This window comes from Paenibacillus sp. BIHB 4019 (genome assembly GCF_002741035.1).
In the GTDB taxonomy this organism is placed as follows: Bacteria; Bacillota; Bacilli; order Paenibacillales; family Paenibacillaceae; genus Pristimantibacillus.
Map to the genome: position 1 here is coordinate 2,548,047 of NZ_CP016808.1, position 18,379 is coordinate 2,566,425.

An 18,379-nucleotide genomic window follows, 5' to 3' on the forward strand; every position below is an offset into this window, starting at 1 on the left:
GCTCTTCTGTGTTCTTTTTTACCGGAAGAATAGATGGGTTTAGGGATGGTTAGTCGGTTTTTTTCTTCTTGTCTGTGAAGTTGGATACGGATTTCGTATCCTTAATGTTATCGTTTACGAATGCCATGTCCTGATTTTTCGCATGCATTTTCGTTGTGCCTTTGTAATTGCCTTTATGAGTGTTGTTTTCCACGGCGCTTCACCTCCTGACTGCGGGTAACCCCAGCTATAGTATGACCGAAGCGTTCTGAAGCATGCGTGAAAAAAAGGACATGAGGGGCTGCAAAACGGAGTTGTACAAGCATAATAATGTATAAATCATAATTCCATGTGTGTATTCGCTGCTAGTCATTTTGTGGCTCTGTTAGCTGTGTTTCCATCAAGGTTACAAGGTGCATACAACGATTTCGATTTCCGTCTCAGCAAAAACATTTTTAATAATTTCTTTGACTTGCCCCCATTGCAGTTTATCGAGTCCGCAACCGATTTGCGGCATGGCGAGCTGGGTGATGCCCTCCTGCAAGCAAATGTCCTTCATGGATACGATGGCTTGGGTAAGCGTTTGATAGGTGGGCTTGTGAAAATATTTTGTTTTTGTAACTAAATTCAAAGCTCTGTCGACTTTATAGCAGGTTCCTACAGCTAATGGGCTATTGTCAGCCATATTTTGCAAGGGTTTGAGTTTAAAATGTTTACGGAATAAAACGGCGATTCCAGCGCCCATTTTAGCATCGGCAGAAATGCAATGGGCAAGGCAATAGGTTTCTGGCATCGTAAATAAGTCCTTTTTCATTTCGGTAAAATGCATGTAACGTCACTCCTCTGCTCTGATTTTATCACAAGGTCAAAGCGGCGGGGATTAATCGGCGGAAATCAGACAAAAGCTATGGGAAGAAATAAACAGCAAATATGAATTTGAATACGGATTCTAATTTAATGCTCTTGCCCGAACGCTGGCTGGAACAGGGTGTATGAACACCACAGCAGGGGCATTTTGCTAAGCGGGTAAGCGAACTCGCCCTTTTATTGTTTATACGCATCGGGTATAATGACGAGAGCTTGTTACTTCGGAAAATGGGGTGTCTTTACGCATGGCTTTAAAAGCTGGTATCGTAGGCTTGCCGAATGTCGGCAAATCGACTTTGTTTAATGCAATTACGCAAGCGGGTGCTGAATCCGCTAACTATCCTTTTTGTACAATTGATCCTAACGTTGGTGTTGTAGAGGTGCCGGATCCGCGTCTGAACAGGCTCGTTGAGCTTGTAGTGCCGAAAAGCATCGTGCCTACAGCATTTGAGTTTGTTGATATTGCCGGTCTGGTAGCAGGCGCGAGCAAGGGCGAAGGGCTTGGCAACAAGTTTTTGGCGCATATCCGTGAAGTCGATGCGATTGTTCATGTCGTTCGCTGCTTCCAAGACGAGAATATTACGCATGTAGCGGGCAAAATCGACCCGATCGACGATATTCAGACGATTAATCTGGAGCTTATATTGGCGGATATTGATTCCGTTGATAAAAAGATCGAGCGCTCCCGCAAAAATCTCAAGGGCGGCGACAAAAAAGTTGTGCAAGAGGTTGAAGTGCTTGAGCGTGTAAAAGAAGCGCTCTACAATGATATGCCAGCGCGCAGCCTGGAGCTGTCCGAGGATGAGAAGCTGCTCATTCGCGATCTTCACTTGCTGACAATGAAGCCTGTGCTTTATGCAGCCAATGTAAGCGAAGCTGAAGTGGCTGACACGGACAATAACGAATTCGTTAATAAAGTTCGCGAGTTCGCTGCTGCTGAAAATGCAGAAGTGGTGCCTATTTCCGCGCGCGTTGAGGAAGAAATTGCCGAGCTGGAAGGCGAAGACAAGGCGATGTTCCTTGAGGAGCTTGGCCTTGCGGAGTCGGGCCTTAACCGTCTGATTCGTGCGGCGTACAAGCTGCTTGGCCTTTATACGTATTTTACGGCAGGCGTGCAGGAAGTTCGCGCTTGGACGATTCGCAGCGGAACGAAAGCGCCGCAGGCAGCTGGCGTTATTCATACGGATTTTGAGCGTGGCTTTATTCGCGCCGAGATTGTATCGTTTGACGATTTGTCTGCTGCCGGTTCGATGAACGTGGCGAAAGAGCGTGGCCAGGTTCGCCTGGAAGGCAAAGATTATGTCGTAAAAGACGGCGATGTTATCCATTTCCGCTTTAACGTTTAGATTTTTCACAGAAGAGGGAGCTTTCGATCTGCTATTTAAGCGGATTCGGAGGCTCCTTCGTCTAGGTATGCGAACTTAATAAGCGGAAAAGTAGAAAACTGGGCGCGGCGGCAGTAATTCGCTTGTCGATAGAATGCTGCGCATATGTTATAATGGAGTATCAAAGTGTGATAACAGAGGTGAATGATGGTGTTGGACCGTTTACAAGCACTGGCTGATCGTTACGAGAAGTTGAGTGAGCTGCTGTGTGATCCAGATGTAGCAAGTGATCCGAAGCGTCTGCGGGAATATTCCAAGGAGCAGTCCGATCTGCAACAATCTTATGAAGCTTATACTGAATATAAACAAGTGTCGGAGCAGTTGGACGATGCGAAGGTTATGCAGGGCGAGAAGCTGGATGATGAAATGCGCGAGATGGTCAAGATGGAGATTGATGAGCTGTCTGACCGCAAGGAAGAGCTGGAAGAAAAAATTAAAATTTTGCTTCTGCCGAAAGATCCGAACGATGACAAAAACGTTATCGTGGAAATTCGCGGCGCAGCTGGCGGCGATGAAGCGGCTTTGTTCGCTTATGAGCTGTACCGCATGTACACGAAGTTTGCGGATACGCAAGGCTGGCGTGTAGAGCTGATGGATTTTAATGAAAATGACTTGGGCGGCTTTAAAGAGGTTATTTTCATGATTACGGGCAAAGGCGCCTACAGCAAGCTGAAATTCGAGAGCGGCGCTCATCGGGTACAGCGTATTCCGGTAACGGAATCAGGCGGCCGTATTCATACGTCCACCTCAACCGTTTCGGTTATGCCGGAGGTTGAGGAAGTGGAAGTCGAGATTTTCGACAAGGATATTCGGGTAGATACGTTCTGCTCCAGCGGCGCAGGCGGCCAGTCGGTTAATACGACAAAATCCGCTGTCCGGGTGCTTCACGTACCGACGGGCATTATGGCGACTTGCCAAGACGGCAAATCGCAAAATGAGAACAAAGCCAAGGCGTTGCAAGTATTGCGTGCGCGTATTGTCGATGTACAGCGTCAAGAGGAAGAAGCAAAATATGCTGGCGAGCGTAAAAGCAAAGTCGGAACGGGCGACCGCAGTGAGCGGATTCGCACGTATAATTTCCCGCAGAGCCGCGTGACGGATCACCGTATTGGTCTTACGCTGCATAAGCTGGATTCGGTTATGAACGGCGACATGGCGGAAATTATTTCGTCGCTGACGATTGCTGAGCAAGCCGACATTATGGAGAGAGAACTGAACTAACTGAAGTGCTTTCCCAAGATGGCTGCCGGATCAGGCATGCTGCGTGAAGAGGCAGGATTTTCGAGCATCAGTGCTTGGAGACCCTGCCTTTTATGCGGCTATGCGTTTTATTGGCGGGCATTTAGGGAAGTAAAGAAAGGGACGTTGGATACATGGGCGACAATAGCAAGGAGTGGAAGGTTTTGCTGCCTTGTACCATTAGAGAAGCCTGCTTGCAGGCTTCTTCGTTTTTGGCGGGGCAGGGCGTCGAGGAGCCGCGCAATAATGCGGAGCTGCTGCTCCTGCATCTGCTGGGCATCGGCCGCATGGAGCTGCTGCGAGACGGCGGCGATTCTTTTCCGAGCGAGCTTGCTCCAGCATGGGACGAGCTCATTCGGCGTAAAGGGAATGGCGAGCCGGTGCAATATATCATCGGCGAGCAGTGGTTCTACAGCAGGCCGTTTGCGGTTACGCCGGCCGTGCTGATTCCGCGGCCCGAGACGGAGCTGCTCGTCGAGGCTGTGCTTGAGGCGGCGGATCGCCTGTGGCCGGAATCGGCACAGGCGGACGCAGAGGGCGCGCCAGCGGAAGGCGCGGCCGAGGCGGGGGATGCCGCTGCGAGCAATAGCGCTAGCGAGCAGGCGGAGCAGGAGGGAGAGTCAGCGATAGCGGCTGGCTCGGCTAAGGGCTTGGCTGCGCGGCCGACGGTGCTTGATGTCGGCACGGGCAGCGGCGCCATCGGCGTGACGCTGGCTGCGCTGCGTCCGCTCTGGCGCGTATGCGCGTCCGATCTTTCGCCGGACGCGCTGGTTGTCGCCCGCACGAATGCGGCCCGCCATGGAGCGGCGGGCCGCATGGCGTTCGTGCAGGGCGACCTGCTGGCGCCGTTCCTCGGAACGGGCGGCGCCGCCGCAGCCCAGGCACTCGGCGCGGAAGACCTCCGCGTCGATGTGCTGGTATCTAATCCGCCGTATATACCGGCGGATGACCTCCCTGGCTTGCAGCGCGAGGTGCGGGATTACGAGCCGCACCTCGCGCTGGATGGCGGAGCGGACGGGCTAGACCCGTACCGCCGCATGGTAGAGCAGCTGCCGCTGCTGAGGCAAATGCCGCGCATCGTCGCTTTCGAGCTGGGCATGGGCCAAGCGGAAGCGGTGGCGGAGCTATTAAGGAAAGCGGATATGTGGGACGAGGTACGGACGATTACAGATTATGGCGGCATTGACCGCCATGTTATTGCGGTGCGTACCAACGGGTAGGCAGGATGAATAATCTCCCTTGTGAAGCACACCTGCGGCATGCCACTTCTGCATGCCACGAGTATGCATCAGCATAATGCAAGTTCGCTCTGCATGCCACGAGTGTGCATCAGCAAACTGAAAGTTCGCTCTGCATACCACGAGTGTGCATCAGCAAACTGCAAGTGCTATGCATGTCACAAGTGTGGCATCAGCAAACTGCAAGTTTGCTCTGCATGCCACGAGTGTTTATCAGCATACTGCAAGTGCGCTCCTGCAGGAGCGCACAGCTCCGAAAATTGCTAGAGGGCAGTAACAATAGAATAGCCCAGGGGTCTGTTTATTTTTGAAATATAAGAAAGTATATGTTTCCTTACTGAGCTTCAATTTCTCTGTCTGAATAGCAACGCTAAAGGGCGGCGACAGCCGTTTACGCTTGTCTATTAAAATTTAATAGGTTTGAGGTTTATAGAACGGGAATCGCGGACATACTTACGGATAGATACGTTCCGGAACGCAAGCAGAGGTACCGACGGGTGCCATCGAGAGGAGCTTGTGTATGTCCCGCAATTATTCCCGTATTTCTTATCGTAGATCCGTCGTTCTTATTATGGTGGTGCTTGCTGTACTTGTAATGAGCTGGGAGCTGCAAAAAGTAGATGCCGCTGTAGCTGGCAGTCAGATTCCGGAGGAGTCGATCAGGCTCCGCATATTAGCTAATTCCGACGCCCCTGCCGATCAGGCAGTTAAACGTGTCGTTCGTGATGCTGTGGTCGAGGCAATGAACAGCTGGGTAACTGGACCGCAGACGATAGAAGAAGCTCGTGCCACGATGCGCGAGCATATGGATGAGATGGAGCTTCTGGTTGGCAAAGTATTGAGCAGCCGGGGTTTTGATTATGCGTTTCACATTGAGCTTGGCCAAGTTCCTTTCCCTACTAAAATGTACGGAAGTGAAGTATATCCTGCTGGCAACTACGAAGCGCTGCTCATTACGTTAGGCGAAGGCAAGGGGCAAAACTGGTGGTGCGTGCTGTTCCCGCCATTGTGCTTCATCGACGCAGCTTCCGGCGAGGCGGTAGCCGCCGATGGCGAGGTGGAGGCAGCAAATGCAGCAAGCAATGAAGAATCCAAAGAAGCGAAAGCTTCTGTAGAAAAGGCATCTGTACAAAAAGAAAATGCCGGCGAAGTTGTCCATGCGAAGCAGGATTCTGCTCCTAGCAAAGCGGAAGGCGAAGCGCCGGAAGCAAAGTTTTTCCTTTGGGAAATGCTGCAAAAGCTGATTGCTTGGATGCAAAGCCTGTTTGCCTAGGGCGTGTATGCAAGCCAGCTCAATACTCTTCATTTCAGGGCTTTAGTCCCTGTAAAAAATTAGACTTGGCGGACACAGCAGCCGCTATTTTAATAGAATTACGTGTTAAGGCATAGGTTGCGGACTCAGAAGCAGCTAATGCGATGCCACTAGCCATTTTGACGACAAAATGAGGACGATAGCGGATTTCCTGTCCACTTATGGCCTGAAATGGATTCAAAAGCCAAAATAGCGGAATCTCAGTCCTCAAAAAGAAATGAGTGCCCCGAGCTCCCGAGCTCCCAAGCTCCCGCTCGTCCCGAGCACCCGAGCACCCGAGCTATGAGGTCTTTGCAACAATGCTCTCAGCTACAGGCGGTCTCAGTAGCAATTGCATGCTTCGGTTCTCAGGCCCACGGTTCTCAGGCTTCGAATCGCCAGATGAGATTGCCGCGATTAAGCTCTGAACAAGGGGTGGCAGAGCTGCTCCTGTTTACATACACACTCTAGCATCCAACAGCTAATAGCCAGATTTGGGCCAGTGAGCATCCGCGGGCTGCGGTTATGCTGCTGGCTCCGTTTTTATCCAAGCGTATGGTATACTTACGGGAGTATACAGACTAGAAGGATGACTATAACAGAGCAAGGATTGAAGGATAGAGATGACTACGACGAAGGTATGGGGCATGACGGACGAATATGCGGAGGCGTCTATCGCGGAAGCAGCAGAATTGCTTCGCCGTGGCGAGCTTGTAGCTTTCCCGACGGAGACGGTATACGGGCTAGGTGCCGATGCTCGCAGCTCGGAGGCGGTGGCGCAGATTTTTCAGGCCAAAGGCCGTCCCTCCGATAATCCGCTTATTGTTCACATCGCAATGATTTCGCAGCTTGATGAGCTGGTACTGCCTTACTCGGCACTTGCGAAGCAATTGATGGAGCAGCTGTGGCCAGGACCGCTTACGCTTGTGCTTCCCGTTCAGCCGGGAGCGGTGTCGCCGCTTGTGACGGCTGGCTTATCCACTGTTGGCGTTCGGATGCCTTCCCATCCGGTGGCGCTGCGCCTCCTTGCAGCTGCTGGCTGTCCGGTTGCCGCGCCGAGCGCTAATCGTTCAGGCAGGCCAAGCCCTACGCTCGCCGAGCATGTGGCTGAAGACCTCAGTGGCCGGATCAGCGGCATTGTCGATGGCGGCGCTACAGGCATCGGCCTTGAATCGACCGTCATTGAACTGACGGGCGAACAGGCGCTTCGCATTTTGCGCCCAGGCGGCGTAACGGTGGAGCAGCTGCGCAAGGCGGCGCCGCAAGCGGAAATTGACGCGCCTGCGGAAGCTGGGTCGGCAGTGGAGGAGCTGAGTGCGCCACGTTCGCCAGGCATGAAATATACGCATTATGCACCGAAGGGCGAGCTAAGCGTTGTACAAGGAAGCTCAGCTGCCAAGCGTGTGGCTTATATGCAGGAGCAGGTGTCGCAAGCCGCGAACGCCGGACTGAAAGCAGGCGTTCTTGTATTCGATGAGCAGGCCGCTGCTATGGAGGACGGCTCCGCTCTCGTGCTGACCTACGGAAGCGGGCAGCAGCTGGAGCAGGCTGCCCACCGCCTGTATGCAGCATTGCGGAAGTTTGATGCTGCTGGCGTTCAGCGAATTTGGGCAGAAGGCTGCGAGCCAGATGGTATCGGAGCCGCACTTATGAATCGGCTGCTCAAGGCAGCCGGTCATCGTACCCATCAGGTATAAGACCAGACCAGCTTAAGCCGGCGAACTATTTTTTTACTACAAAAATTGAAGGTCGTGCCGGTTATACCGGTCGTGCCTGCCATGCGATTTTTTGACTTATGTTTTGCGGTTTGCCTGGCGCTTTACAAGGGTAAGAATATCTCCAAGACCGATTAAACAAGCTATAGTATGTTTGTCCCCATTGCCGCATATGTTGGGTTAAGAATGTTTGCGGACGTGGGGGGAGATCATTTTGTGGAGTAGCCATATGCTTGGAGGGCAATTTTTCACACTGCTGCTAATGGCGGTTGCGCTTGGCATGGATGCTTTTTCGCTAGGAATTGGAATTGGGCTGCGCGGTATTCGCTGGCTCCATATAATAAGATTAAGTGTTATTATCGGTATGTTTCATATTATTATGCCGCTCGGAGGCATGTATGCCGGGAGCTTCGTTAGCGGCTTGCTGGGTCATGTAGCAACTGCGGCTGCTGGCGTGCTGTTAGTGCTGCTCGGCGGGCATATGATTTATAGCTCCTTGCGGGGAGAAGATGTGCAAGCCTTCGATCACCGTACCATTTGGGGGACGCTGCTGTTCGCGCTGGGCGTCAGCGCCGATTCTTTTTCCGTTGGCGTTACGCTTGGCATGTTTGCAGCCGATTTGCTGCTGACGGTGCTGCTGTTCGGTTTTTTTGGCAGCTTGATGTCGATTATGGGATTGCTGCTTGGAAGAAGAGTCAGCCATCGGCTAGGCGGCTATGGCGAAGCATGCGGCGGCGCGGTGCTGCTGGTGTTCGGTTTAATGTTTATTTTCTGAAAATATAAGAATTTATAAGTTTACATGTATAAATAGGCTTATATTTCATCGCGAAACGGAAGCTTTGCCATCAAAGGATGGCTTCAGCCGTTTACGCTTGAAATATAAGAATTTATAGGTTGGACATCTATAAATATGCTTATATTTCTCGGACTGAAACGAGCTGTACCGCCAGAGGACGGCGACAGCCGTTTCATCTTGATACACATAGAAAGGGGCATGCGGCGTGAAGCGCATTTTGTTCATTTGTACGGGAAATACTTGTCGTTCTCCGATGGCGGAGGCGATGCTGAAAAATATGGCGGCCCAGCAGGGCGTAGCAGTAGAAGTGCGTTCGGCAGGCATCTCCACCATTGACGGTTTGGCCGTTTCCGGCCATGCGACAGAGGTGCTGCGCGGTTATGGCATAGAACATCAGAGCTCTTCATGCGCGCTGACAGGAGAAGCGGTAAAATGGGCGGACCTCGTGCTGACGATGACCGCCAGCCACAAAAGAGGACTGCTCCAATGGTTCCCGGAAGCCGTAGATAAAGCGCACACGCTCAAAGAGTATGTCAATCAAGATACGGGCGTACTGGCAGACATTAAGGAACTGGAGCGGCTGTATACGGAGCTGCACATGAAGCAGACGCTGGGACAGCAGCTGACGGATGGCGAACGCAATCGCCTGCTGGAGCTGGAGCGCCGTATACCAAGCTTTGATATTATAGACCCGTTTGGCGGAACACTCGGAAATTACAAAAGCTGCGCCGAGGAAATTCGCAGCTGCTTGCAGCAGCTGCTCTTGCAGTTAAAGCAGGAATAAGCGGATGGCTGCGGCACAGCAAATGTAAAAGCGCGAATTTAGGCGCGGAACCGATTGATTTTTCATAAAAATTCGGCTATGATGAGTACAGATATACGGTTTCCGATGTGACTGGCGACGGAAGTGGGTAACCACGGTGGAGCATCGGAACATACGGCCGGTCGCCTGGGCAAAGAGCAGCATGCTGAAGAGCATGTCATGCTCTTTTTTCGTCTTTTAGGACAAATTTAGGTATAATAAAAGCGTCAAATTGCGGAAGCGGAGTTATGTGCCGAGCGCCGCAAGTATCATTGCAAGTGCAGCATCGTCATACTTTGGAGGAGGTTTATACGTGAAAATTGCCATTGGCGCGGATCATGCCGGCTACCGGCTGAAGGACGAAATTGTACCATTTCTGCTATCGCTTGGTCACGAAATTGAAGATTTCGGTTGCGACTGCAATCAATCGGTCGATTACCCGGATTATGCACTGCCTGTAGCAGAAAAGGTGGCAAACGGGGAAGTGGATCGCGGTATTCTCATTTGTGGAACAGGCATTGGCATGTCGATTGCCGCTAATAAGGTTAAAGGCATCCGCTGCGCGCTGGTGCACGATTTATTTTCCGCCAAAGCGACGCGCGAGCATAATGATACGAATGTAATTGCACTGGGCGAGCGGGTCATTGGTCCGGGGGTGGCACAGGAAATTCTTCGTATTTGGCTGGACACGCCATTCTCCGGCGGCGAACGTCATGCGGGACGCATTCATAAAGTAGGCCAAATCGAGCAAAAATATAACGCTTAAGCTAAATCAGCAAGTAAGAAGGCTTTGTTCCATGCTTGCATGGATACGGTTAGTTAGACAAGGAGGCCGCCTGCTATGGAAGCAAACGAGAAAACGATAGCGATAGCAAGCGCAGTAGAGACGATCGTTCGCGAGCTTGCGGCAGCGGGCAGCCTGCGGGCTGGACAGCTTCTCGTCATCGGCACGAGCACGAGCGAGGTGCTGGGCCGGCGTATTGGGACGTCAGGCACGCCACAAGCTGCTGCGGAAATTTACGCTGGAGTAGAGGCTGTGCGCCGCGATATTGGTTTTTATCCGGTGTATCAATGCTGCGAGCATTTGAACCGTGCGCTCGTTATCGAGCGTGCAGCGGCTGAACGTTACGGACTTGAGCTGGTCGCGGCGATTCCCGTTCCGAAGGCGGGCGGCTCCATGGCGGCTTATGCGTATCGTCACATTAAAGATGCTTGTCTCGTCGAGACGGTAGCCGCGCATGCTGGAATAGATATCGGCGATACTTTCATCGGTATGCATTTGCGCAGAGTGGCGGTTCCGGTGCGGCCTTCGATTCGCAGCATTGGCGAGGCGCATGTCACGATGGCGGTTACGCGGCCAAAGCTTATTGGCGGTGTACGAGCGGTGTATGAGCTGGACGGTGTGGCAGACAGCCGTGATGCTGTTGTCTTGTCTCCGGAGCAATCCGCTGGGACATGCGATTAATCGCAAGCATTCTATAAAGATTTTATTATTGGCGGATGGAGCATGCAGCCCGTTGAACAAATATCTGACGAGTCTATCATGCTTAATCCTTATCTATATAACAAGCACACACAACTAAGGAGGCATTTATTATGGAAAATCTACGTAAACAAGATCCGGAAGTTTTGAAAGCAATGGGACTGGAATTGCAGCGTCAACGCGATAACATCGAGCTAATCGCATCGGAAAATATCGTAAGCGAAGCTGTGCTTGAAGCATTGGGTTCTGCTTTGACGAACAAATATGCAGAAGGCTACCCAGGCAAACGTTTCTACGGCGGCTGTGAGCATGTCGACATCGTGGAAGATATCGCACGCGATCGTGCAAAAGAACTGTTTGGCGCAGACCATGCCAACGTACAACCGCATTCCGGCGCACAAGCGAACATGGCTGTTTATTTGGCGGCGCTTAAGCCTGGCGACACGGTACTGGGCATGAATTTGGCTCATGGCGGCCACTTGACGCACGGCAGCCCGGTTAACGCATCCGGCTTGCTTTACAACTTCGTAGCCTACGGTGTAAATGAAGATTCCTTCACGATTGATTATGAAGAAGTTCGCAAAGCGGCCTTCAAGCACCGCCCTCGCATGATCGTAGCTGGTGCATCTGCGTACCCGCGCATCATTGATTTCGAAAAAATGGCTAAAATCGCCAACGATGTAGGCGCACTATTTTTCGTAGATATGGCTCATATTGCAGGTCTTGTAGCTGCTGGTCTTCACCCGAGCCCAGTGCCTCATGCGCATTTCGTTACAACGACAACGCACAAAACGCTTCGCGGTCCTCGTGGCGGCTTGATCCTGTGCCGTAAAGAGTGGGCAGCTGCGATCGACAAAGCGGTATTCCCAGGCACACAAGGCGGTCCTTTGATGCACGTTATTGCTGCTAAAGCAGTGGCACTGGGCGAAGCTTTGCAGCCATCGTTCAAGACGTATGCGCAAAACGTTGTGAAAAATGCGGCGGTTCTTTCCGATACACTCGTTGCAGCAGGCATTAACATCGTATCCGGCGGCACAGACAACCACCTGATGCTGATCGACACGCGTTCCCTGAACATCACAGGCAAGGAAGCCGAGCACGTATTGGATTCAATCGGTATTACTGCTAACAAAAACGCGATTCCTTTCGATCCGACTAGCCCGTTCATTACTAGCGGTATCCGTCTTGGCACACCTGCTGCGACATCGCGCGGCATGGATGAGAAAGCGATGAAAGTGATCGGCGAAGTGATCGCTGTAACGCTGAAAAATCCGAAGGATGAGGCGACGCTTGAAAAATCCCGTCAAATCGTTCGCGATCTGACTGCGCAATACCCGCTTTATCCAGAATTGAAATACTAATTTTAAGTTTTTGAAAAAAGCCGCATAGGGCCTCGGCCCCTATGCGGCTTTTTTGCGTGTAAACAAGCGTTTGAAGGCTGCCGTCACGTTATTAAAAAGGGATTTTTATTCATTTATGGTAGATATAATATGCAGAAAATCCATTTGGCATGCTACAATAGTACTGACAATGCTGAATGGAAGGTGATGGTACAGCCATGGGCAATACGATTCTTGTTGTTCTGATTTTTGTTGTATTCCTGGTAATCATAAGCATAACTCAATCCAATCGTTCGCGAAAAAGAAATGATACGGGCCATTCGCCGGGCAAGCGAAGCTTGTCGTTAGCTTCATGGCCGTCTGAGGAGCCGCCGCTTGCATTAGGCGTGCCTTACGAGCATCCTGCCCGTCCAGCTGCTGAACGTCTTGAGGCCGCCCTTACGAGTGACTTTGAAAGCCGGATTAAGGATCGCGTGCTCAAGCAGCTGCCGACCCTGTCCGATAAGGAATGGAAATGGACCTTCTTCGAGCTGAAGCGCTTCTTCCTAATGTGCGGCCTCTTGCGCGGCGTGCCGATGTATAGCAGCAGGGCAGATGTCATGTGGCATGAAATGCTCATGTTTACACGGGAGTACGAGCAGTTTTGCACCGCCTTCTGCGGCGGGCTGATTCATCATGCTCCGCATGCCGAAAATGAGCGCCCAAATGTCGATGGCCGGGCCTGGTTTGACTGGGTATACGGCGAGCTTTTCCAGCAAACGCCGGCAAGCGGACGGGTGTGGGGCGCATTTTTCAAGACGCCGCTTCCTCGCGATTGGACGGATGAGTTTGCCGGGAAATCCGAGCAGGCACTGACGGAAAAATGGTTTAATGCCAAATCCGCAGGGGCCTATCCCGATATGCAGAAGACGATCGATTATTTGCTGTGGCGCTTGAAATCGCAGCTTCATAATAGCGATGATGAGCAAGTTAAGCCTTATCCGGTAGGCGCCTCTTCCTCCTGGAAAGGCGGTTATGATCCTGTAATCGGAGCGACGGGCATGCTGTCCGGTATGCTCGTTCTCCACTCCATCTCCGCTTCATCTCCTAATGATTTTACCGAGCAGATGAATGCAGCGCAGACAAAGGCCCAGAGAGAAGCAAATGGCAGCGGGTCCTCGACATACGGCTGTGACGGCTTGGGCTCCACACATGACCGTCATGATTCTGACGGGGGTCATGATAGCGGTGGCCATGATAGTGGCAGCGATTCATCCAGCTCCTGCGGAGGCTCCAGTGGAGGAGACGGAGGGGGAGGCTGTGGCGGTGGCTGCAGCAGCTAAAAACGGACGATTTTTCGAAGTGAAAAATCACAGGATGCAACAGGCCTTTTACAATGCTATAATATACGGGATTGTGTCTACTGATACAGAAATAAGTTATCACACAGGAGGAATAACGCTCCATGAGCAAATTGGTCATCTGCGACCATCCGTTAATCCAGCATAAGCTGACCTTTATTCGGAATAAAGATACGAATACGAAAGATTTTCGGGAACTGGTTGATGAAGTAGCAACATTAATGGCATATGAGATTACAAGGGACATCCCGCTTGAAACGATTACCGTACAGACGCCGGTTGCTGAGACGCCATCGAAGGTCGTATCGGGACGCATGCTGGGGCTTGTTCCCATTTTGCGCGCCGGCCTTGGCATGGTAGAAGGCATTTTGAAGCTTATCCCTGCTGCGAAGGTTGGCCATATCGGCTTGTTCCGCGATCATGAAACGCTCCAGCCAACGGAATATTATATCAACCTGCCGACGGATGCTCCGAATCGTCTGCTCGTTGTTGTAGATCCGATGCTGGCAACTGGCGGCTCCGCAATCGCGGCTATTACTGCGCTCAAAAAACGCGACTGCGAGCATATTAAGCTGATGTGTCTAATTGCCGCGCCTGAAGGCGTGAAGGCAGTACAGGAAGCGCACCCGGACATCGATATTTATATTGCTGCGCTTGATGAGTGTCTGAACGAGAAGGGCTATATTGTTCCAGGTCTTGGCGACGCGGGCGACCGCATGTTCGGCACCAATTAGCGCCTGCCTGGCGCAAGCAGATTATAGGAGTGAATTGTTTTGTCCAAATTAAAAGTAATGACTATTTTCGGTACGCGCCCGGAGGCAGTTAAGATGGCGCCGCTTGTTCTCGAATTGAACAAGCACTCGGACGATATTGAATCTATCGTCTGCGTAACTGCGCAGCACCGTCATATGCTCGATCAGGTGCTAGATTTTTTTGAAATCCAGCCGAATTATGATTTGAATGTGATGAAGGACCGCCAGACGCTGACGGAAACGACCGTGCGCGTTTTGGAGGGCCTTGATCCGATTTTGACGGAAGCGAAGCCGGATATCGTGCTTGTCCATGGCGACACGCAGACGACGTTCCTTGCCAGCTACGCGGCTTTCCTGAAGCAAATTCAGGTTGGCCATGTGGAAGCGGGGCTTCGGACTTGGAATAAGCTGTCCCCGTACCCGGAAGAGATGAACCGCCAGCTTGCAGGCGTGTTGTCCGATGTGCATTTTGCCCCAACCTCTTGGTCGGCAAGCAATTTGCTCAAGGAGAACAAGTCGGAGTCGACCATTTATGTTACGGGCAATACGGCAACGGACGTATTCCAGTACACGGTTGATCCTTCCTTTGCTCATCCGGTTATCGACTGGGCGAAAGGCAAACGGATGATTTTGATGACGGCGCATCGCCGCGAATCGCTGGGCGAGCCGCATCGCAATATTTTCCGTGCGGTAAAACGCATTGCCGATGAGCATGAAGATGTTGCCATTGTGTATGCCGTTCACCCGAATCCGGCTGTCAAAGAGCCGGCAACGGAAATTCTCGGCGGACATCCGCGTATTCAGCTTATCGATCCGCTGGATGTGTTCGAATTCCACAATTTTTATCCACATGCCTACATGATTTTGACCGATTCCGGCGGCCTGCAGGAGGAAGCTCCTTCGTTTGGAGTGCCAACGCTCGTGCTGCGCGATACAACAGAGCGTCCTGAGGGCATTGAGGCGGGTACACTTGAGCTTGTGGGTACGGATGAAGAGGTTGTTTACAGCCGGGCAAGCGCCTTGCTGAACGATGCTTCCTTGTATGAAAAGATGAGCCATGCGGCAAATCCATACGGTGATGGACAAGCTTCGACACGTATCGTGCAAGCTTTGCTGCATCATTTTGGAAGAAATTCTGAGCGTCCCGATCCGTTCACACAACGTTCATAGTTTACACATGGTCTTATAAATAGCGGCGCAATGCACAGCATACAGTTGTACTGTATGGTTTTGTCGGCTCTGAGGGCTTGATTTGACTGGCTTTTGGGCAATCTGTACAGTAAATCTATACAGGATTATCAATTGACAAACCTTGCGCCGCTTGGATAAAATAAATGAGGATTGACAGGGGTATGGGCCATGGATAAAAAGAACAGAAGAGACAATCCGCTGTTTGCCGCAGGTCTTGTCGGCGGACTAGGACTGCAAGTCGCTATTTGTATCTTTTTAGGGTACTTTCTCGGATCGTCGCTCGGTGAACGCTTTGGCGGAGGTTCGGGTTGGACGGTTGGAGGCATACTGGTCGGTCTGGCTGTCGGTCTTCTCTCAGGCATTCTGCTTGTGAAGAAGGTAATGGAGGATGCCGATGGATAAAATAATGAACACTGCAGTAAGGTCACTGCTCTTCGCGATGGGTGCATGTCTGCTTGTCTGGGCTTTAATGCCGAACTGGCGAACAGTCGCACTCGGTCTTCTACTGGGACTTGCAGCGAGTTTCATGAATGCGTTTTTACTGAGGCGCAGAGTGGAAATGATTACGCTTAAAGCAGCAGGAGGAACCTCTCGCAGAATGGGTATGGGACTTGGAAGCCGCATCGCTATGGTGCTGCTGGTTGCCATGGTTGCTTATCGCTTTCCGGAAGACTTCAGCATGCCAGCCGCATTAATTGGCTGTATGGTTATGCCTTTTATTCTTCTGGTAGCAGCTTATATTCATAATAGAAATAAACTTTAGTGGAAAGGGGTGAGAATTTTACATGCATGAATTTCCGGTGTGGCAGCTCGGATCGCTACAGATCGACATTTCAACGTTTATTGCGATAACGGTTTCCGCCATCATCACCTTTGTTGTGGCGAGACTTGCTGTGCGCAATTTATCGGTGGACAACCCTTCCAAGATGCAAAACTTTTTGGAATGGGCCGTCGAATTTGTTCACAATCTGATTTCCAGCGCAATGCCGCTTAACCGCGTCAAGCCTTTCATTTCCTTGGGTATGACGTTGATTATGTTTATTTTCATCTCCAACCTGCTTGGTTTGCCTTTCGGTATCGTGACAGATGTCCATCACGCTTACCCGGCACTAGGTATTACAGAGCAGCTGCTTCAGGAGAAGGGCGGACATTTGGAGCTGGCTTGGTGGAAATCGCCAACGGCTGACCTTTCCGTAACGGCTGGTCTGGCGCTGATTGTATTCATACTCGTGCATTATCTGGGCGTGAGATTGAACAGCAAGCATTACGTGAAACATTATTTCCATCCGTTCCCAATCTTTCTGCCGATCAACTTGATCGAGACAATCTCGAAGCCAGTAACTTTGGCACTGCGGCTATTCGCCAACATTTATGCGGGCGAAGTGCTGATCTCGACCATATTGATGCTGGGGGTTATCGGAACACCGTTCCTCGCCGCTTGGCAAGCATTTAGTATCTTTGTCGGTGCGATTCAGGCTTTCTTGTTCACTATGCTTACGATGGTGTACATTTCACAGGCTGCAATTCACGAGGAAGACCATTAATTTAAGCTTTATGCCTAGGATTTAATTACCCCCTAGGTCAGCAATACAAAACCAAAACGAGATATTATTGAGGAGGATTTTTAAAATGGAAGTATTGGCAGCAGCACTAGCAGTTGGTTTGGCCGCAATTGGCGCAGGTGTAGGTAACGGTATGATCGTCAGCAAAACAGTTGAAGGTATCGCTCGTCAGCCTGAGCTTCAAGGCAAACTGCAAACAACAATGTTTATCGGTGTAGGTATCGTCGAAGTTGTGCCGATTATCGGCGTAGTTATCGGCTTCCTTGCATTCTTTAAATAAGTTCAAATACGTATCTGGCGGGGAAGGCCTAGCCCTCTTCGCCTTCGTTGTGATTTAGACAATTTTATGGTAGGAAAGGAGTGTCTTTAATGGGATGGCATTGGGAATCGACAGTATATGCGATAGTAGCTTTTCTAGTATTGTACTGGTTGCTGAACAAGTACGCATTCGGTCCGCTGCTCAGCGTTATGGAGAAACGGAGACAACTCGTGCTTGAACAGATGAATACAGCTGAATCTAGCCGTAAACAAGCTGAGCAGCAAATGGTAGAGCAGAAAGCGGCTCTTGAGCAGGCTCGTAAAGAGGCTTACGAAATTATTGAGCAATCAAGAGTTACAAGCAGCAAGCAAGCCGATGAGATCGTGAACACTGCTAAGACAGAAGCGTCGCGCTTGAAAGATGATGCTCTTAAAGACATCGAAAGTGAGAAAAACAAGGCAATTGCAGCCCTTCGTTCTGAAGTTGGCGGTATTTCCGTTCAAATCGCTTCGAAAATCATTGAGAAGCAAGTTGACGAGAAATCGCAAGAGCAGCTTGTTAATCAATACCTGAAAGAAGTAAGCGGCAAATGAGCCGGGACGCAGCGGTAGCGAAGCGCTACGCCAAAGCGTTGTTCGAGCTTGCACAGCAAGGCGGCATTATTTCTGAGGTAGAGCAGCAGCTGCAAGCTATTGCACAAACGCTTGGAGAAGATTTGGAAATCCGTAAATTTCTAAGCTATCCGAATATTGATGCTTCGAAGAAGCTGGCCGTTCTTAAAGCCGCTTTTGGTGGAAGCATTTCCGAATTGCTGCTAAATACGCTGGAGCTGGTTTTTGTGCGCGGGCGTCAGGAGCTAATTGTGGAAATCTACGAAGCATTTACAAAAATCGCAGGCGATGTGCTTAAGCAAGCGCATGCGACGGTATATACAGCTCGTCTTTTGAATGACGCGGAACTGGCAGAGGTTGCAGCACAGTTTGGCGGATTGACAGGCAAAACTATTATTGCTGATCAAGTTGTAGAGCCTGCCCTTCTGGGTGGAGTGAAGGTCCGCATTGGCGACCGCCTTTACGATGGCAGCTTGTCCGGCAAGCTTGAACGGTTAGAAAAACAGTTAAAATCTAAAGCACTGTAGAT

The 18,379-nt window shown here is 51.0% G+C and carries 21 protein-coding genes and 1 riboswitch; of the genes, 19 read left to right on the top strand and 2 right to left on the bottom strand.

What is annotated here, in order from left to right:
* Positions 1–49: 49 nt before the first annotated feature.
* Together BBD42_RS31725 and BBD42_RS10860 are read right to left on the bottom strand one after the other, a co-directional pair.
* A complete protein-coding gene (locus tag BBD42_RS31725) occupies positions 50–193 on the bottom strand; it encodes a hypothetical protein (RefSeq protein WP_172455457.1) in 144 nt (47 codons plus the stop codon).
* A 192-nt stretch (positions 194–385) separates the two neighbouring features.
* Positions 386–808 carry a macro domain-containing protein gene (locus tag BBD42_RS10860; protein ID WP_099518180.1) on the bottom strand — a complete coding sequence of 141 codons (423 nt, stop codon included), beginning with the start codon at positions 806–808 and terminating at the stop codon, positions 386–388.
* Between the two features lie 283 nt (positions 809–1,091).
* On the opposite strand from BBD42_RS10860, the gene ychF reads away from it, so the two are divergent.
* The 19 genes from ychF (at position 1,092) to BBD42_RS10955 (ending at position 18,377) form a co-directional block, all read left to right on the top strand.
* Positions 1,092–2,192 (top strand): redox-regulated ATPase YchF, encoded by a 1,101-nt coding sequence (gene ychF / locus BBD42_RS10865; RefSeq protein ID WP_056036739.1) that lies wholly within the window; start codon positions 1,092–1,094, stop codon positions 2,190–2,192.
* Between the two features lie 189 nt (positions 2,193–2,381).
* Positions 2,382–3,452 (top strand): peptide chain release factor 1, encoded by a 1,071-nt coding sequence (gene prfA / locus BBD42_RS10870; protein WP_046231406.1) that lies wholly within the window; start codon positions 2,382–2,384, stop codon positions 3,450–3,452.
* Between the two features lie 152 nt (positions 3,453–3,604).
* Entirely contained in the window at positions 3,605–4,690 is a 1,086-nt protein-coding gene (locus BBD42_RS10875; protein WP_099518181.1) for a N5-glutamine methyltransferase family protein, read from the top strand.
* A gap of 538 nt (positions 4,691–5,228) precedes the next feature.
* Positions 5,229–5,981 (top strand): stage II sporulation protein R, encoded by a 753-nt coding sequence (gene spoIIR / locus BBD42_RS10880; RefSeq protein WP_099518182.1) that lies wholly within the window; start codon positions 5,229–5,231, stop codon positions 5,979–5,981.
* Positions 5,982–6,622: 641 nt separating this feature from the next.
* Positions 6,623–7,696, top strand: a complete 1,074-nt coding sequence (locus tag BBD42_RS10885) for an L-threonylcarbamoyladenylate synthase (RefSeq protein WP_099518183.1) — start codon at positions 6,623–6,625, stop codon at positions 7,694–7,696.
* Between the two features lie 247 nt (positions 7,697–7,943).
* The gene (locus BBD42_RS10890) at positions 7,944–8,489 is read left to right on the top strand and encodes a manganese efflux pump MntP (RefSeq protein WP_099518184.1); all 546 of its coding nucleotides are present in this window, start codon (positions 7,944–7,946) and stop codon (positions 8,487–8,489) included.
* A gap of 226 nt (positions 8,490–8,715) precedes the next feature.
* Positions 8,716–9,294, top strand: coding sequence for a low molecular weight protein arginine phosphatase (locus tag BBD42_RS10895; protein WP_099518185.1), 579 nt, complete (start codon positions 8,716–8,718; stop codon positions 9,292–9,294).
* Positions 9,295–9,391: 97 nt separating this feature from the next.
* Positions 9,392–9,472: riboswitch (ZMP/ZTP riboswitch) on the top strand.
* A gap of 153 nt (positions 9,473–9,625) precedes the next feature.
* Positions 9,626–10,078 carry a ribose 5-phosphate isomerase B gene (gene rpiB, locus BBD42_RS10900; protein WP_056036754.1) on the top strand — a complete coding sequence of 151 codons (453 nt, stop codon included), beginning with the start codon at positions 9,626–9,628 and terminating at the stop codon, positions 10,076–10,078.
* 75 nt (positions 10,079–10,153) lie between these two features.
* Positions 10,154–10,777 carry a TIGR01440 family protein gene (locus tag BBD42_RS10905; protein WP_099518186.1) on the top strand — a complete coding sequence of 208 codons (624 nt, stop codon included), beginning with the start codon at positions 10,154–10,156 and terminating at the stop codon, positions 10,775–10,777.
* 131 nt (positions 10,778–10,908) lie between these two features.
* Positions 10,909–12,156, top strand: a complete 1,248-nt coding sequence (locus BBD42_RS10910; protein ID WP_172455458.1) for a serine hydroxymethyltransferase — start codon at positions 10,909–10,911, stop codon at positions 12,154–12,156.
* 197 nt (positions 12,157–12,353) lie between these two features.
* The gene (locus BBD42_RS10915; RefSeq protein ID WP_099518187.1) at positions 12,354–13,457 is read left to right on the top strand and encodes a glycine-rich domain-containing protein; all 1,104 of its coding nucleotides are present in this window, start codon (positions 12,354–12,356) and stop codon (positions 13,455–13,457) included.
* Positions 13,458–13,579: 122 nt separating this feature from the next.
* Positions 13,580–14,209 carry a uracil phosphoribosyltransferase gene (gene upp / locus BBD42_RS10920; protein ID WP_046231319.1) on the top strand — a complete coding sequence of 210 codons (630 nt, stop codon included), beginning with the start codon at positions 13,580–13,582 and terminating at the stop codon, positions 14,207–14,209.
* Positions 14,210–14,248: 39 nt separating this feature from the next.
* Positions 14,249–15,397, top strand: coding sequence for a non-hydrolyzing UDP-N-acetylglucosamine 2-epimerase (gene wecB, locus BBD42_RS10925; RefSeq protein WP_099518188.1), 1,149 nt, complete (start codon positions 14,249–14,251; stop codon positions 15,395–15,397).
* 189 nt (positions 15,398–15,586) lie between these two features.
* Positions 15,587–15,820: an AtpZ/AtpI family protein gene (locus BBD42_RS10930; protein WP_099518189.1), complete on the top strand. Its 234-nt coding sequence runs from the start codon at positions 15,587–15,589 to the stop codon at positions 15,818–15,820.
* Positions 15,813–16,181, top strand: coding sequence for an ATP synthase subunit I (locus BBD42_RS10935; protein ID WP_099518190.1), 369 nt, complete (start codon positions 15,813–15,815; stop codon positions 16,179–16,181). Before BBD42_RS10930 ends, BBD42_RS10935 begins: the two co-directional genes overlap by 8 nt.
* Positions 16,182–16,203: 22 nt before the next feature.
* The gene (atpB, locus tag BBD42_RS10940) at positions 16,204–16,962 is read left to right on the top strand and encodes a F0F1 ATP synthase subunit A (RefSeq protein ID WP_099518191.1); all 759 of its coding nucleotides are present in this window, start codon (positions 16,204–16,206) and stop codon (positions 16,960–16,962) included.
* Between the two features lie 85 nt (positions 16,963–17,047).
* Positions 17,048–17,260: a F0F1 ATP synthase subunit C gene (atpE, locus tag BBD42_RS10945; protein ID WP_056036771.1), complete on the top strand. Its 213-nt coding sequence runs from the start codon at positions 17,048–17,050 to the stop codon at positions 17,258–17,260.
* A gap of 89 nt (positions 17,261–17,349) precedes the next feature.
* Positions 17,350–17,832 (top strand): F0F1 ATP synthase subunit B, encoded by a 483-nt coding sequence (gene atpF, locus BBD42_RS10950; protein ID WP_056036774.1) that lies wholly within the window; start codon positions 17,350–17,352, stop codon positions 17,830–17,832.
* Positions 17,829–18,377 carry a F0F1 ATP synthase subunit delta gene (locus BBD42_RS10955; RefSeq protein WP_099518192.1) on the top strand — a complete coding sequence of 183 codons (549 nt, stop codon included), beginning with the start codon at positions 17,829–17,831 and terminating at the stop codon, positions 18,375–18,377. Before atpF ends, BBD42_RS10955 begins: the two co-directional genes overlap by 4 nt.
* Positions 18,378–18,379: the final 2 nt, after the last annotated feature.